Origin of the sequence: Paenibacillus sp. OK076 (genome assembly GCF_900110055.1) — a bacterium.
Classification (GTDB): Bacteria; Bacillota; Bacilli; order Paenibacillales; family Paenibacillaceae; genus Paenibacillus.
This window is the reverse complement of sequence record NZ_FOCH01000001.1, coordinates 4,052,548-4,068,220: the sequence shown is the minus strand read 5'-3', so window position 1 is coordinate 4,068,220 and position 15,673 is coordinate 4,052,548. Positions and strand designations below refer to the sequence as shown.

13 protein-coding genes are annotated in these 15,673 nt (G+C 48.1%); all 13 read left to right on the top strand.

Annotated features, from left to right (window positions below; all coding sequences use genetic code 11):
- Positions 1 to 26 precede the first annotated feature (26 nt).
- The 13 genes from BMY78_RS18230 to sigE all read left to right on the top strand — a co-directional run bounded on the left by BMY78_RS18230 (position 27) and on the right by sigE (position 15,583).
- Positions 27 to 1,514 (top strand): UDP-N-acetylmuramoyl-L-alanyl-D-glutamate--2,6-diaminopimelate ligase, encoded by a 1,488-nt coding sequence (locus tag BMY78_RS18230; RefSeq protein ID WP_090901505.1) that lies wholly within the window; start codon positions 27 to 29, stop codon positions 1,512 to 1,514.
- Positions 1,514 to 2,926 carry a UDP-N-acetylmuramoyl-tripeptide--D-alanyl-D-alanine ligase gene (gene murF / locus BMY78_RS18225; RefSeq protein WP_090902589.1) on the top strand — a complete coding sequence of 471 codons (1,413 nt, stop codon included), beginning with the start codon at positions 1,514 to 1,516 and terminating at the stop codon, positions 2,924 to 2,926. The genes BMY78_RS18230 and murF overlap by 1 nt, the downstream gene beginning before the upstream one ends.
- A gap of 12 nt (positions 2,927 to 2,938) precedes the next feature.
- A complete protein-coding gene (gene mraY, locus BMY78_RS18220; protein ID WP_063566988.1) occupies positions 2,939 to 3,907 on the top strand; it encodes a phospho-N-acetylmuramoyl-pentapeptide-transferase in 969 nt (322 codons plus the stop codon).
- 3 nt (positions 3,908 to 3,910) lie between these two features.
- Positions 3,911 to 5,332 carry a UDP-N-acetylmuramoyl-L-alanine--D-glutamate ligase gene (murD, locus tag BMY78_RS18215; RefSeq protein ID WP_090901502.1) on the top strand — a complete coding sequence of 474 codons (1,422 nt, stop codon included), beginning with the start codon at positions 3,911 to 3,913 and terminating at the stop codon, positions 5,330 to 5,332.
- Positions 5,333 to 5,380: 48 nt separating this feature from the next.
- Positions 5,381 to 6,478 (top strand): stage V sporulation protein E, encoded by a 1,098-nt coding sequence (gene spoVE / locus BMY78_RS18210; protein ID WP_090901499.1) that lies wholly within the window; start codon positions 5,381 to 5,383, stop codon positions 6,476 to 6,478.
- 7 nt (positions 6,479 to 6,485) lie between these two features.
- Positions 6,486 to 7,595: an undecaprenyldiphospho-muramoylpentapeptide beta-N-acetylglucosaminyltransferase gene (murG, locus tag BMY78_RS18205; protein WP_090901497.1), complete on the top strand. Its 1,110-nt coding sequence runs from the start codon at positions 6,486 to 6,488 to the stop codon at positions 7,593 to 7,595.
- 148 nt (positions 7,596 to 7,743) lie between these two features.
- Positions 7,744 to 8,649, top strand: coding sequence for a UDP-N-acetylmuramate dehydrogenase (gene murB, locus BMY78_RS18200; RefSeq protein WP_090901494.1), 906 nt, complete (start codon positions 7,744 to 7,746; stop codon positions 8,647 to 8,649).
- Between the two features lie 17 nt (positions 8,650 to 8,666).
- A complete protein-coding gene (gene murA, locus BMY78_RS18195; RefSeq protein WP_090901491.1) occupies positions 8,667 to 9,950 on the top strand; it encodes a UDP-N-acetylglucosamine 1-carboxyvinyltransferase in 1,284 nt (427 codons plus the stop codon).
- Between the two features lie 58 nt (positions 9,951 to 10,008).
- Positions 10,009 to 10,776 (top strand): cell division protein FtsQ/DivIB, encoded by a 768-nt coding sequence (locus tag BMY78_RS18190; protein ID WP_090901489.1) that lies wholly within the window; start codon positions 10,009 to 10,011, stop codon positions 10,774 to 10,776.
- A gap of 293 nt (positions 10,777 to 11,069) precedes the next feature.
- Positions 11,070 to 12,353, top strand: coding sequence for a cell division protein FtsA (gene ftsA, locus BMY78_RS18185; RefSeq protein WP_090901486.1), 1,284 nt, complete (start codon positions 11,070 to 11,072; stop codon positions 12,351 to 12,353).
- Between the two features lie 149 nt (positions 12,354 to 12,502).
- Positions 12,503 to 13,615, top strand: a complete 1,113-nt coding sequence (gene ftsZ, locus BMY78_RS18180) for a cell division protein FtsZ (protein WP_063566980.1) — start codon at positions 12,503 to 12,505, stop codon at positions 13,613 to 13,615.
- Positions 13,616 to 13,868: 253 nt separating this feature from the next.
- Entirely contained in the window at positions 13,869 to 14,849 is a 981-nt protein-coding gene (gene spoIIGA / locus BMY78_RS18175; RefSeq protein ID WP_090902586.1) for a sigma-E processing peptidase SpoIIGA, read from the top strand.
- Between the two features lie 11 nt (positions 14,850 to 14,860).
- Positions 14,861 to 15,583 (top strand): RNA polymerase sporulation sigma factor SigE, encoded by a 723-nt coding sequence (gene sigE / locus BMY78_RS18170; RefSeq protein ID WP_017687308.1) that lies wholly within the window; start codon positions 14,861 to 14,863, stop codon positions 15,581 to 15,583.
- The last annotated feature ends 90 nt before the right edge of the window (positions 15,584 to 15,673 follow it).

The following is a 15,673-nucleotide window of genomic DNA, read 5'->3' as shown; positions in this document are numbered from 1 at the left end:
AACTTGGAAAAAGTGAGGTTATTCATGTGCTTTTAAAACAACTTTCATCAATGCTGACAACCGCCCGTATCATTGGCGAACCAAATACAGAATGTCAAAACCTACAGACAGATTCTCGCCAGGTACAACCGGGAGATCTGTTTATCTGTCTTCCAGGGCATACGGTTGACGGACATGACTATGCTGAGAAGGCCGTAAATGCTGGAGCTGTCGCTCTGGTTGTGGAACGAGAGCTGGATCTGCCTGTTCCGCAGCTGCTCGTAAAAGACAGCCGTTTCGCTATGGCTGTACTGGCGGATTCCTTTTTTGACTCACCAAGCCGCAAGATGAATATGATTGGTGTAACGGGAACCAACGGAAAAACAACGACTACCTATTTAATTGAAAAAATCATGAGTGACTTTGGTCAAAAAACAGGATTAATCGGAACTATTCAAATGCGCTACGATGGGCGCACGTACCCGATGTCAGGCACTACACCGGAAGCACTTGATCTACAGCGCAGTCTGAACGACATGGTCCAAGCGGGCACGGACTGTTGTGTTATGGAAGTTTCCTCCCACGCTTTGGAGCAAGGTCGGGTGAAGGGAACGGAATTCCGTACGGCTGTATTTACCAATTTGACGCAGGATCATCTGGATTATCATCATTCCATGGAGGAATATCGGGGAGCCAAAGGACTGTTCTTTGCACGGTTGGGTAACGGATATACCACGGATGCTTCTAAGCGCAAATTTGCAGTGATCAACGCAGATGATCCCGCTGCTGCTTATTTTATATCTGTAACGGCAGCTGAAGTCATTACATATGGCATGGAGGAAAATGCGGATGTACGCGCATCCCAAATTTCAATTACCTCGCAAGGTACTTCTTTCCATGTAGATACTTTCAGAGGCAGCACGGATATTCGTTTACGCATGGTAGGCAAATTCAATGTGTACAACGCAATGGCTGCCATAGCTGCTGCTCTGGTAGAAGACATTCCGCTGGAGGAGATCAAACGTAGCTTGGAGACGGTACCCGGCGTAGATGGACGTGTTGAGGCTGTTGACGAAGGACAGTCGTTTGCTGTCATTGTTGACTACGCTCATACTCCAGATGGCTTGGAGAATGTATTGCGGACCGTGAAAGAATTTGCTGAAGGACGTGTGATCTGCGTATTTGGATGTGGTGGTGACCGAGATCGCACGAAGCGGCCTCTAATGGGCAAAATTGCAGCGAAGTATAGCGATATCGTATTTGTTACTTCCGACAATCCGCGGACAGAAGATCCCGATCTGATTCTCAAGGATATTGAACAAGGCCTGATTGAAGATGCCATTCAACCTGATCGTTATACGATGATCGTGGATCGGCGCCAGGCGATTCATGAAGCTATTGAAATGGCAAGCCCTGCCGATGTAGTATTGATTGCGGGCAAGGGGCATGAGACCTATCAAATTATCGGCACAACCAAGACGGACTTTGACGATCGGATCATAGCGAAAGAAGCGATAAGGGGCAAATCCAATTGATAAAAAGAACATTGGCACAAGTGGCCGAGATGTGTGGAGGAACACTAACTGACGTTGCTGCTTATGGTGATGTTGGTGTTGAAGGTGTATTTACAGATTCGCGTAAGCCCGTTCTAGGCAGTCTCTTTATCCCGCTTGTTGGCGAAAGGTTTGACGGACATGAATTTGTGCAAACCTGTGTAGAGAAGGGCGCTGCTGGGGCATTATGGCAAAAGGATCATGGAACTGCACCTCAAGGTGCTGTGATTATTGTGGAGGATACCCTGGTTGCATTACAGGAGCTTGCGTCCTCCTATTTAAGAGAAAATAAGGCCTCCGTTGTAGGCATTACTGGCAGCAATGGTAAAACAACAACAAAGGACATTGTGGATGCCATACTGTCTACTACGTTCAAAGTGCATAAGACCCAAGGCAACTTCAATAATCATATTGGTTTGCCGCTTACCGTACTTAGTATGGAACCGGACACAGAGATCGTAATTCTGGAGATGGGCATGAGCGGCCGACGGGAGATTGAAGAATTATCTCTAATCGCCCAGCCGGATGTCGCAATCATCACGAATATTGGTGAATCCCATCTACTTCAACTGGGCTCCCGATTGGAGATCGCTAGGGCAAAAGTTGAAATTGCTGCTGGCATGAAACCAGGCGGATTGTTGATATACAACGGCGACGAACCGTTGATTGAGCAGGTTCTGGCAGAGCCAGAGACTAAGCTGCCTGAAAGACTTCAGCGGTATACATTTGGCTTACAGACGGATAACGATGATTATCCTACTGGAATGATGAATGCAAAGAGCGGGGTCGCGTTTACCACCAAGCAGTCTGGAGAGGGCGCTCTTACACTGCCATTATTGGGTACACATAATGTGGTCAACTGTCTTGCTGCATTAGCGGTTGCCCGTCATTTTGGAGTGGCTGCTGAACAGATTGCAGCAGGACTGTCACGTCTGAAATTAACCGGCATGCGCATCGAGATTATTAACGGTGTCAGTGGTTTGACCATGCTCAATGATGCTTACAACGCTAGTCCAACCTCCATGAGAGCCGCTGTGGATGTACTGGAGGGCCTCAAAGGGTACCGGATCAAAGTAGCCGTGCTCGGTGATATGCTAGAACTGGGTCCTCAGGAGCATGAGCTCCATCGGGAAATCGGTGAATATATCACACCCGACAAAATGAATATGGTGCTGGCTTATGGCCCTTTATCTGCGAGTATCGCAGAAGGAGCAAGACAAAACATGCCAGCAGAAGCCGTACACACTTTTGAGAGCAAGGAAGAATTGACCCGATATCTACTGGAGCATCTCCATTCCAGAGATGTTGTCTTGTTTAAGGCCTCCCGGGGCATGAAGCTGGAGGATGTGGTCGAAGCGCTAAAAATAGCTCCATTACAGAATAGAGTAGACTAGAGGGGTGAACCCATGGATTTTCAGGTATTACTGTTAACAATCGGTGTTTCATTTATTTTGGCGGTGATTGCTGCACCGCTCTTGATTCCGTTGCTGCGTCGAATGAAGTTCGGACAGCAGGTTCGGGAAGATGGGCCACAGAGCCATCTGAAAAAAAGCGGAACACCTACAATGGGCGGAGTAGTTATTTTACTCGCGTTCACATTGGCCTTTTTGAAATTTTCAGCGGTCAAAAATACGGACTTCTACGTCCTGCTGGTGGCTACACTCGGCTTCGGCCTGATCGGTTTTCTGGATGACTACATCAAGATTGTATTCAAACGTTCACTGGGGCTGACAGCTAGACAAAAGATGATTGGTCAGTTGTTCTTCAGTGCCGTGATGTGTTACTTGCTGATCCAGAATGGACACAGCACAGCCATATCGATTCCAGGTACATCAGTCTCCTTCGACTGGACGGGATGGTTCTACTATCCGTTTGTAGTTTTCATGATGCTTGCCATCACGAATGCAGTTAACTTTACCGACGGTCTGGACGGCTTGCTGTCCGGCGTGAGCGCCATCGCATTTGGAGCATTTGCCATTGTAGCGATGCAGGCAACATCCATGCCAGCAGCGGTATGTGCGGCGGCGATGATTGGTGCGGTACTGGGATTCCTGGTATATAACGCACACCCGGCCAAAGTATTTATGGGAGATACAGGCTCACTCGGCATTGGTGGTGCGATTGGTGCCGTTGCTATTGTGACGAAGACAGAACTTCTTTTTGTCATCATTGGCGGTATTTTCGTCATCGAAATCCTGTCCGTCATTATTCAAGTGGTATCATTCAAAACTCGTGGCAAACGCGTATTCAAAATGAGCCCGATTCATCATCACTTTGAATTGAGTGGCTGGTCGGAATGGCGAGTTGTCATTACTTTTTGGGCGGTAGGTGCCATTTTGGCCGCTCTTGGACTTTATCTCAACAAGGGGTTGTAAACAATGAATCATCCTGAATCATATCGTGGGCAACAAGTGGTCGTGCTTGGACTGGCCAAGAGCGGCGTGCAGGTCGCCAAAGTGCTGGATCGTGCCGGCGCAATCGTTACAGTTAATGATAAAAAAGAGAGAGAACAGTGTCCCGAAGCATCCGAATTGGAGGCTTTGGGAATTTCTGTTGTATGCGGGGGACATCCGGACGATCTGATTCATCGTGATGTGAAGCTTGTAGTCAAAAATCCGGGCATACCTTATCAGGCGCCTCCTGTGCAGCAGGCACTCGCCTTAGGCATAGAAGTGGTGACTGAGGTGGAAGTGGCATATCATCTATGCGCTGCACCTATGATCGGGATTACTGGCTCTAACGGAAAAACGACCACAACAACGTGGGTAGGCAACATGTTGGAGCTTGCCGGTTTGAAACCTATCGTTGCCGGTAATATTGGAACGCCTTTGTGTGAGGCGGCAGAGCAGGCTTCTGCGGATAACTGGATGGTGGTGGAGCTTAGCAGTTTCCAACTGAAAGGCACATCCGATTTCCGTCCGCGCATTGCCAGTTTGCTAAATGTGGCGGAGACTCATTTGGATTACCATGGGGACATGGATGATTATGTGGCTTCCAAAGCAAAATTATTCTCCAACCAGCAACCGGAGGATGTCGCTATCCTGAACTGGGATGATCCGGTATGCCGCGGACTGGTTCCTTATATTAAAGCAAGACTGCTCCCATTCTCACTGACAGAGAAGCTTGAAGCAGGAGTATACGCTGATCCTCCATACGTGGATGGGCAAGAGGATGATGTGAAGCGCCAGGTGATCTATGCAGACGATCAGGGTAACCGTCACGTCATTATTGATGTGGAAGACATCGGAATCCCAGGACGGTTCAATGTGGGAAATGCATTGGCAGCAGTAGCTATTGCTGTGTCCGCTGGAGCCGACCCCTCTGTGCTTGCTGCGCCTCTGGCTGACTTCAAGGGGGTTGAACACCGGCTTGAGTATGTACTTGAACATAATGGAGCGGGCTATTACAACAATTCCAAAGCAACCAACTCCAAAGCAACCGTAATGGCGCTGAACTCCTTCAAGGAACCGGTCGTGCTCATTGCCGGCGGACTGGATCGTGGTTCGGACATGATGGAATTGCTGCCGTTGTTCCAGGAGCGGGTGAAAGCTGTGGTTGCTCTTGGAGAGACACGAGAGAAAATTGCCAAGGTCGCGGAACTGGCGGGATTAAAGCAAATTAAGGTCGTCGATAATGAGGAGGACGCTGCCCGAACGTTAACCGCTGCCGTGCAGGAAGCTTCACAGTTTGCAGCTCCAGGTGATGTGGTTTTGTTATCACCGGCGTGTGCAAGCTGGGACATGTTTGCTTCCTATGAAGAGCGGGGACGCATTTTTAAAGAGGCGGCGCATAACTTGTAAGTAGGGGGGTGGAAAAGCCCCTACTTCCATGCAAGGGGTGGCCTCCTGATGAAACAGACGCGACCGGCGCCGGATCTCTGGCTCCTAATTTGTATTCTGGCATTGCTTGCCATCGGCATTATTATGGTATACAGTGCGGGCTCGGTGCTTGCTTTTCATGACTACGGTGATTCATTTTACTTTGTCAAAAGACAGCTGCTGTTCGCCGGACTTGGACTTGCTGCCATGTTTGTTACGGCAAATGTGGACTACCGGGTCTGGAGAAAGTATGCCAAGCCTATACTGATCGCCTGTTTTATCATGCTGATTGCGGTGCTGATTCCTGGCATCGGAGTGGTTCGTGGAGGGGCACGAAGCTGGTTGGGTATTGGCTCATTCGGCATACAACCTTCAGAATTCATGAAACTGGGCATGATCCTGTTTCTGGCTCACTGGTTAAGCAAGGAACCCGGCAAAATCAAAACGTTCACGACGGGGCTTCTGCCACCGCTCGGCTTGATTGGTTTGGCCTTTGGCATTATTATGCTTCAGCCCGATTTAGGGACAGGCACAGTAATGCTGGGTGCATCAATGCTGATTATTTTCACAGCAGGAGCACGGATGAAGCATCTCTTGCTTCTTGCTCTAGGCGGTGTAGCGGGATTTGCCGCGTTGATTGCGGCAGCTCCTTACAGATTGCAGCGAATAACGGCTTTTTTGGACCCGTGGTCTGATCCGCTTGGTGCCGGATATCAAATTATTCAATCTTTATATGCGATCGGCCCGGGAGGACTTGCAGGCTTGGGGCTGGGTATGAGTCGACAAAAATACAGCTACGTACCCGAGCCGCAAACAGATTTTATTTTTTCCATTTTGGCAGAAGAGCTTGGCTTCATTGGTGGAATGATTGTATTATTGCTGTTCCTGGTCCTGGTGTGGAGAGGGATGCGCGTAGCGATGACGGTACCGGATGCTTTTGGCAGCCTTCTGGGCGTAGGCATTGTGGGTATGGTGGCTGTGCAGGTCATTATCAACATTGGCGTCGTGATTGGGCTTATGCCGGTTACGGGGATTACACTCCCACTCATCAGTTATGGTGGTTCATCTCTGACCTTGATGTTGACAGCGTTAGGCATATTATTGAACTTATCCCGTTATGCGAGGTGAATGTACGATGCGAGTCGTTCTAAGCGGTGGCGGTACCGGTGGACATATTTATCCGGCCGTTGCTATAGCAAGACAATGTGAGGCGGAGAACCCCGACTCGACATTTTTATATATTGGTGGTACCCGTGGACTGGAAAGCAAACTGGTGCCACAAGAGAATATTCCGTTTCAATCGATTGATATTACAGGTTTTCGCCGGAAATTGTCCTTTGACAACGTGAAGACTGTGATGAGATTTCTGCAAGGTGTGCGCAAAGCCAAGAAAATGCTCAAGGAATTCAAACCCGATGTTGTCATCGGTACGGGGGGCTATGTGTGTGGGCCTGTTGTATATGCAGCAGCCAAACTTGGTATTCCAAGCGTTATTCATGAGCAGAATGCCATTCCCGGGTTAACGAACAAGTTCCTTACCCGGTATGTAGATACGGTAGCGGTTAGTTTTGAGGGTTCGGAGAAAGCATTCTCTGGAGCCAAAAAAGTCGTGTATACCGGTAATCCAAGAGCTACAACGGTAGCTCAAGCCAGCCGCGATCGTGGATTTGCGACATTGGGTGTGCCCATGGACAGCCGAGTAGTTCTTGTGGTTGGTGGCAGCCGTGGTGCGAAAGCCATTAATAAAGCCATGGTGGATATGGCACCGATGCTGGCCAAGCTTGAAGATGTGCACGTGGTCTACGTGACTGGTGATTCTTATTTTGATGAAACGCGTGAAGCGATCCGCAGTTCCCTTGGAACGATGCCAAATCATCTGCATGTGCTGCCTTACGTACACAACATGCCTGAGGTTCTTGCATGCACGTCGCTGATCGTAAATCGTGCAGGGGCATCATTCCTTGCCGAGATTACATCTCTCGGTATTCCATCTATCCTGATTCCGTCACCTAACGTGACGAATAATCATCAGGAGGCGAATGCTCGTACACTTGAGGGTGGCGGTGCATCCCTTACGATGCTGGAGAAGGATCTGACAGGCCAGGCGCTATATCAAGCGATTGCTGGAATTATGAATGACGAAGCGGCTCGTAAAAGGATGGCTGAAGCCTCCCGGAAACTGGGGAAACCTGATGCAGCCGAGGTGCTTGTGAGCGAGATTCGGCGTCTTGCTGTAGGGCGTTAAAGTGCGTTTTGGGCGATTGTCACACACACGGCGGGACTGACATAAGATACCCTATAAATCGTGACAATCGTTCCATGGCGCCGCAACACGGCCTGCAGCAACGAAAACTGCAGTGCTCATCGGTTTTGAAGTAAAGGAGGATGTTAATATGCAGCAGTGGATATCGTTACTATCCCAGAACAATGTCGGCAAAGTTCTTGAAAACGAGCCGCTAGCCAAATACACCACATGGAAGATCGGCGGTCCTGCAGATGCGCTGATCATACCGGAAAACAAGGAGCAGATGGTCAATCTCATCCAATTGCTGCACAAGCATCAGATCCCATGGATGCAGCTTGGACGGGGTTCAAACATGCTGGTCGCTGACAAGGGAATACGTGGAGTTGTCGTGAAACCGGGAGAAGGCTTTGATTATGCCGAGTTTCACGAGGGCGGGGTAACCGCCGGAGCAGCACATTCCTTTGTTAAACTCAGCGTTGTTGCTGCAAAGAAAGAGTGGACCGGTTTGGAATTTGGCAGCGGCATCCCCGGAACGGTCGGCGGAGCCGTATATATGAATGCTGGTGCCCATGGATCGGATGTGTCACGGATATTTCAATCCGCTGAGATTGTACTGGAGACAGGGGAATTGGTACGTTACAGCAAGGAGGACATGGAATTTGCCTATCGCCACTCTGTTCTGCATGACCGGAGAGGCATCGTGCTGGAAGCTACATTTGCACTCCAGCAAGGAGAACGCAAAGTCATTTCGGAATCGATGGCGGCTTATAAAGACCGTAGACGCCGTACACAGCCACTGCAGATGGCGTGTGCTGGCAGCGTGTTCCGGAATCCACCTGGTGATCATGCCGCCCGCCTGATTGAAGCAGCGGGGTTAAAGGGTATGACACAGGGAGGTGCACAGGTATCCACCATGCATGCCAATTTCATTGTCAATACAGGCCAAGCAACAGCAGAGGACGTTATCACCCTAATGCAGCAGATTCAGAACACTATATCATCTCAAAACGGTATTAACCTGGTACCGGAAGTCTTCGTAGTGGGTGAACGGTAAACCCCGGAGGTGATACATTGGACAAATTGGTGATTGAAGGCGGGAAACCCCTCTCAGGATCCATACGCATCCATGGAGCAAAAAATGCCGCTTTACCGATCATGGCCGCAAGTTTGTTGGCAGACGGAGAAGTTACGCTGCATAACGTTCCACACTTGCTGGACATTGAAGTGATGCTGTATATCCTGGAACGACTTGGATGCACGTGTCGGCATGAACAGGGAACAGTGACGATTGATACGTCGTCCATCCGGTCATATGATGTGCCTGAGGATCTCATGAAGCAGATGCGTTCTTCCATTTTTTTGATGGGTCCATTGCTGGCTAAGTTTGGGCAAGTATCCGTGTACCAGCCAGGTGGCTGTGCCATTGGGGAACGTAAAATTGATCTTCACCTTCGGGGCCTGGAGGCGCTCGGAGCTTCGATTGAAGAACTGGATCAGCAGATCATATGCCGCGGGCGCAAGCTGGTGGGTACAGACATTCATCTGGACTTCCCAAGTGTAGGAGCCACAGAAAATATTATGATGGCTGCTGTTACGGCTGAAGGTACAACTACAATATTTAATGCAGCCAGAGAACCAGAGATACAGGATCTGCAACATTTTCTGAATGCAATGGGTGCACGAATTATCGGTGCTGGAACGGACACGATTACCATTAATGGTGTGGAGAAACTCAAGCCTTGCTCTTATGAAATTATACCTGATCGGATCGTTGCAGGAACGGTGATGATTGCAGCCGCAGCAACGAGAGGGAATGTAACGCTTACACACTGCAATCCGGCCCATCTTACTTCCCTTATACATGTGTTGAAGCGTACTGGTGTTCAAATCACAGTCTGCAATGATATAATGACGGTGAGTTGTATGAGCCGTCCCAAATCAGTAGACCGCATTGTGACTTCTCCGTATCCTTCATTTCCAACAGACCTACAGTCTCAGATTATGGTGCTGCTCAGTCTGGCAGACGGTTTCAGTGTGATGAAGGAAACAGTATTCGAGGGTCGGTTCAAACATGTGGATGAGCTGAATGTCATGGGAGCCGATATTTCGGTTGACATGAATGCAGCATTTATCCGTGGCGTTCCCCGTTTGTACGGGGCTACAGTGGAAGCAACCGATCTGCGTGCAGGTGCAGCACTAGTCATTGCTGGCCTTGCTGCCCAGGGAAAAACGGTTGTGGAGCAAGTGCATCATATTGATAGAGGGTATGATCGTATCGAGAAGCTCTTTCAGAGCCTTGGAGCTTCGGTTGAGCGACAGTCCCCCGTTTCGAAGCAGCTGGATTTTGCCAATTAACGTCCTTTGAGTCCCCTTCTTAAGGGAAGGGGGCCGAAGGCTTTGTGGAGCGCGACCTATGCCTAAAAGTCAAATTCCGGTTCTGAAGCAGAATCGGCCCAAACGAAACACAAGCCGTAAAATTGTTTTTATTCTCTTATTTCTTTTTATTGTATTACTTGCTGTACTTTTTTTTCGTTCTTCGATGAGTCGGATTTCGGCAATTGAGATTACGGGTAATGTATACACAACAACTTCGGAGCTGCTGGAGAAAAGCGGTCTGAAGGAGGGCGAACAGTTTTTTGGGACAACCTCTGCTGATGTGATTGAGCGACTGAAAACGATCAAGGCTATATCAACCGTAACTGTGGATAAACAATTCCCCGGCACTATTCTTATCAAGGTGCAGGAATATCCAACGGTTGCGTATGAACTTGGTTCTGACGGTACGCTAAAAGCCATACTGGCAAGCGGGACAAGCTTAACGGTTCCTGCTACCATTGGAGTTGCGGTTGAGAAACCGATTCTGACCCAATGGAAGGCGGATGATCCGCTCAAGGCAAAGCTGAGTGAAGTGTTGGCCAAGATTCCGAATGAACTAACGACGGATATATCGGAGATTATTCCGAATCCTACACCTTCATTCCCGGATCAGATTCGGATGTATACCAAGTCACAGTTTGAAGTGATTACAACCGTTTCTCTATTGTCCGATAAAGTAGAGTATCTCAATCAGGTCATTGAGACCGAACGTCCAGGGAAAATCACGATGCTGGAGGCCGATACGTACGTGCCTTTCATTCCGGATAACCCTGAAGAAGATGCTGAGCCAGGAGCAACTCCCTGATTTCCGCCTTTATTCGGTTGAGCATTATTCAAAACCAGGCGGGATCGGGGTTTAGCCCCTTATATCCAGAGAAAGTTGTTCTTTCTGAGACGAAGAAAAAATGATACACTTGAACTTATGGCACCTGAGTTGCCTCCTTCTTTTTTCTTCAAGGTTTTATGTCTCGCAACCAGATCTTGGCACCCAAAAAAATTGTAGAAAAAAGAGGGAAAGCCTTAAGTGTGTTGAATATGTTTTAAGAGTGTTTAAACCCGAACGTATTTTACTATTTGGAGTCAGGAGGTGCCACAGACTTGAGCAACAATGACATCATTGTTAGTTTGGACATCGGTACATCCAAAATTCGCGCTATTATTGGGGAAATGAATAATGGAACCTTTAATATTATTGGAGTTGGATCTGCCGACTCGGAGGGAATTCGCAAAGGTGTAATCGTAGATATCGATCAGACGGTGCAATCGATCCGCAATGCAGTGGATCATGCAGAACGTATGGTGGGTATTCAAATATCCGAAGTATATGTTGGAATCTCGGGAAATCATATCGGACTGATGAGCAGTCACGGCGTCGTGGCAGTATCTAACGAGGATCGTGAAATCGGAGAAGAAGACATGGAGCGGGTGTTGAAAGCAGCCGAAGTAATTGCGGTTCCACCGGAACGGGAAATTATTGATGTTGTAGCCAAGCAGTACGTTGTTGATGGCTTGGAAGGCATACAGGACCCCCGTGGTATGATTGGTGTTCGTCTGGAAGTGGAGGCGACCATCATTACGGGTGCAAAAACCGCGATACATAATCTTTTGCGCTGCGTGGAAAAAGCGGGTCTGAAAGTAAGTGATTTGGTACTCATGTCACTTGGAGCAGGTCAGCTGGCATTGTCCAAGGATGAAAAAACGATGGGTTCCGTGCTTGTTGATATCGGAGCCGGGGCTACAACCATTGCCATCTTCGAAGAAGACAGTCTCGTTGCCACTTCAACGCTGCCTATCGGCGGGGAGTTCGTAACGAATGACATTGCCTATGGTCTGCGCACATTAACAGATCAAGCCGAAAAGGTTAAACTGAAATATGGCTGCGCATGGCTGGATGATGCTGCTGCGGACGTCATGTTCAAAGTAACACGGATCGGTAGCAACGTAGACAAGGAATTCTCTCAAGAGGATCTGGCGGCTATTATCGAACCGAGGGTTCAGGAAATATTCCAGATGATTTCTCAAGAAGTGAAGCGTCTTGGTTACAATGATCTTCCTGGAGGTTATATACTAACGGGAGGTACGGTCTCTATGCCGGGTGTCCTGCAGGTCGCTCAGCATGAGCTTGCTGCTTCGGTACGAGTCGCGGTGCCGGATTATATCGGTGTACGTGACCCTGGCTTTACGAGCGGAGTCGGCATTTTGCACAGTGTAATCCGCAGTTTGCGTATTCGTCCCTCGATCAACAACGGCGGTGGAAACAACAACAATAATAATAACAACAAAAAACCGACCAACCGTCCTAAGCCGAATCCGGCTCAGGAATCGGAGCAGAAACCAGGTCTGTTCGAACGGCTGAAAAATATGTTCAGCGAATTTATATAAAAGGTTGAATCCATTTCATACAATTCTGAAGCCGTTTGAATGCGCTGGTTCTAAAATAAACGCTTTCGTTCGTCGATATATGAAATTGATTCGGTTCAATCACAAATTGGACGGGCCATCCATGCACATTGAGGGGGAGATGGAATAATATGTTGGAATTTGATTTCGAGATGGAGAGCTTGGCTCAAATTAAAGTCATCGGTGTAGGCGGCGGCGGAAGCAATGCAGTCAACCGAATGATTGAAAATGGTGTACAAGGTGTTGAATTTATTACGGTGAATACGGATGCACAGGCACTACACCTGGCGAAATCCGAGCACAAGTTGCAAATCGGTGATAAATTAACCCGTGGTCTTGGTGCAGGGGCCAACCCGGATGTAGGTAAAAAAGCAGCGGAAGAATCCCGTGATTTGATCATGAACACCTTGAAAGGTGCAGACATGGTATTTGTTACAGCAGGTATGGGCGGCGGTACAGGTACAGGTGCAGCTCCGGTTATTGCCGAAATTGCCAAAGAGTGCGGCGCACTTACCGTGGGTGTAGTTACTCGCCCGTTCACATTTGAAGGACGTAAACGTTCCAGCCATGCAGAGCAAGGTATTGAAGCTCTCAAGGAAAAAGTGGACACGCTAATCGTCATTCCAAATGATCGTTTGCTTGAGATTGTAGACAAAAAGACCCCAATGCTTGAAGCATTCCGTCAAGCAGATAATGTACTTCGTCAAGCCGTACAAGGTATCTCTGACTTGATCGCTGTACCGGGTCTGATCAACCTTGACTTTGCAGACGTCAAAACGATCATGCATGAGCGTGGATCTGCGCTAATGGGTATCGGTGAATCGACTGGCGAGAACCGTGCAGCAGAAGCGGCACGCAAAGCCATCATGAGTCCTTTGCTGGAAACTTCCATCGAAGGTGCACGTGGTGTCATCATGAACATTACGGGCGGCATTAACCTGTCCCTGTATGAAGTCAATGAAGCAGCTGAGATCGTTACGTCAGCTTCCGATCCGGAAGTGAACATGATCTTTGGTGCCATCATTGATGAGGATCTGAAGGAGGAAATCAAAGTGACGGTCATTGCGACTGGCTTTGAAGATAAACCTGCTTCCCCACCACCAGGACGTAAACCGGCTCCAGCAAGTGAGCCTGCGGATAACCGTTCGCCGAATCTGCGTCCGTTCGGAAATCAGCCGAGCAATGATCAGCTGGATATTCCGACATTTTTACGCAATCGCTCACGCAATAATAACAACGATTAATACTCCAATAGATTTCAATGAAGACCCGGTACTCCTGATAGGAGTACCGGGTCTTTTTGTTTTTTTATTATCCTATCACATTGTATTGAACAAATTCTGAACAACGGGTCTGAGCAATTCCGACAAAAAAAGTTGGAACGCTCCCCCCATGATTAGACAGACTTTGAAAAGTGAGCTCCTTATACTTGTGAATATGCTCATGAATATCGGGATAACGTTATTTCGATATGCTGCGCGCAGGCAGGTGAAGAATGTGATTGTATATGTGGATCTTATTTTTTTGACGAACCTGTGTATTGACGGTGCACTCATCGGACTGACGGCCTGGATGCGCAAAACGAAGTTGGTCTGGTGGCGATGGTTGCTGTCCGCAATCGTGGGTGCGCTGTATGTCGTCATGATTTTTGTACCGGAGTTTGATTTTATGTTCACCTTTTTGATCAAGTTTGGATTGTCTCTGGTGATGCTGAGTATTGCATTTGGGTTTAAGGGTCTTCAGGCATTTATGAGGACCTTGGGCACCTTCTATGTAATCAATTTTGTCGCCGCAGGGGGAATTCTGGGTGTTCACTACATGCTGCAGAGCTCTGGGGAATTGTTTAACGGCATTTGGTTTACGGCATCGGGTGGAATGTCTTTTGATTTGAAAATTGCCTTCTGGTTCACGTTTGTCGTCTTTTTTGCCGTGCTTTTTCTATTCAAAGCTGTGCAGAGCTCCAAACGAAAAACAGACCGAATGACAACGTACTTGGGTAAAGTGGAGGTTTTTATTGACGAGGTGACTATTTCTTGTACAGGCCTTCTGGATACAGGAAATCAACTCACAGACCCCCTTTCACGAATGCCCGTCATGGTAATGGAGGTATCATTATGGCAAGACATGCTGCCTGCTGCATGGAAGGGCAGGTTGAAGGATGAGGCGCCGGACAACCTTATCATGGAGCTCGATCAGGAGGATTTTCACTGGCAGGATCGTTTAAGGCTGGTACCTTATCGAGGCATTAACAAAGGAACTGCGTTTATGCTGGCGATGAAGCCAGACCGGGTGAAGGTAACGATGGATGAGATGTGTTTTGATACGACAAAAGTATTAATAGGGTTGGACGGGGGCGTACTGTCATCCGATGGAAAATACCAGGCCGTGATTCACCCTGAGCTTGTGCAAGACGCTGCTTCTGCGCAGTCTACGGCTATCTCTGCGGGAGCAACAGAAAAGCCGCTGAATGTGGTATAGGAGGAACGTACATGCTTGTAAAATGGAAACTGGTGGCGCAGCTGCAGTACTATCGTTTATTATTTCTGCTTGGTTTGAAAAGTGAAGAGATTTATTATATCGGAGGCAGTGAGGCGCTACCGCCCCCCTTAACACGTGAAGAAGAAGAATTTTTGTTGCAAAAGTTGTCTTCAGGGGATTCCGCGATCCGTGCCATGCTGATTGAACGGAACCTTCGACTGGTGGTATACATTGCACGCAAATTCGAAAATACAGGTATCAATATCGAGGATCTGGTCTCCATCGGTGCGATCGGGTTAATTAAAGCCGTTAATACGTTTGACCCGGAAAAGAAAATTAAGCTGGCCACCTATGCTTCCCGTTGTATCGAAAATGAAATTTTGATGTACCTGAGACGTAACAGTAAAATTCGTACAGAAGTTTCTTTTGATGAACCACTCAATATTGATTGGGATGGAAATGAACTATTATTATCGGATGTACTCGGTACGGAGAACGATACAATCTATCGGAATATCGAAGAACAGGTAGACCGGAAGCTTTTGCATAAAGCATTGGAAAAATTAACCGAGCGGGAGCGAATGATTATGGAGCTTCGCTTTGGCTTGACGGATGGGGAAGAAAAGACACAAAAAGATGTCGCCGATCTGCTTGGAATCTCCCAATCCTATATCTCTCGTCTCGAAAAAAGAATCATTAAAAGACTCCGCAAGGAGTTCAACAAGATGGTCTGAACAGGAGCATTTTCTATAATGGGTATTAATGGCAAGGATGCCAAGTGCGAATAAAATAGCCTGCCCCGGAGATAATGTACATTAATGTTT

Coding starts and splice junctions, on each gene's coding strand:
- mraY (WP_063566988.1), top strand. CDS start 2,939: ATGGATTTTCAGGTATTACTGTTAACAATCGGTGTTTCATTTATTTTG.
- murD (WP_090901502.1), top strand. CDS start 3,911: ATGAATCATCCTGAATCATATCGTGGGCAACAAGTGGTCGTGCTTGGA.
- spoVE (WP_090901499.1), top strand. CDS start 5,381: ATGAAACAGACGCGACCGGCGCCGGATCTCTGGCTCCTAATTTGTATT.
- murG (WP_090901497.1), top strand. CDS start 6,486: ATGCGAGTCGTTCTAAGCGGTGGCGGTACCGGTGGACATATTTATCCG.
- murB (WP_090901494.1), top strand. CDS start 7,744: ATGCAGCAGTGGATATCGTTACTATCCCAGAACAATGTCGGCAAAGTT.
- BMY78_RS18190 (WP_090901489.1), top strand. CDS start 10,009: ATGCCTAAAAGTCAAATTCCGGTTCTGAAGCAGAATCGGCCCAAACGA.
- ftsZ (WP_063566980.1), top strand. CDS start 12,503: ATGTTGGAATTTGATTTCGAGATGGAGAGCTTGGCTCAAATTAAAGTC.
- sigE (WP_017687308.1), top strand. CDS start 14,861: ATGCTTGTAAAATGGAAACTGGTGGCGCAGCTGCAGTACTATCGTTTA.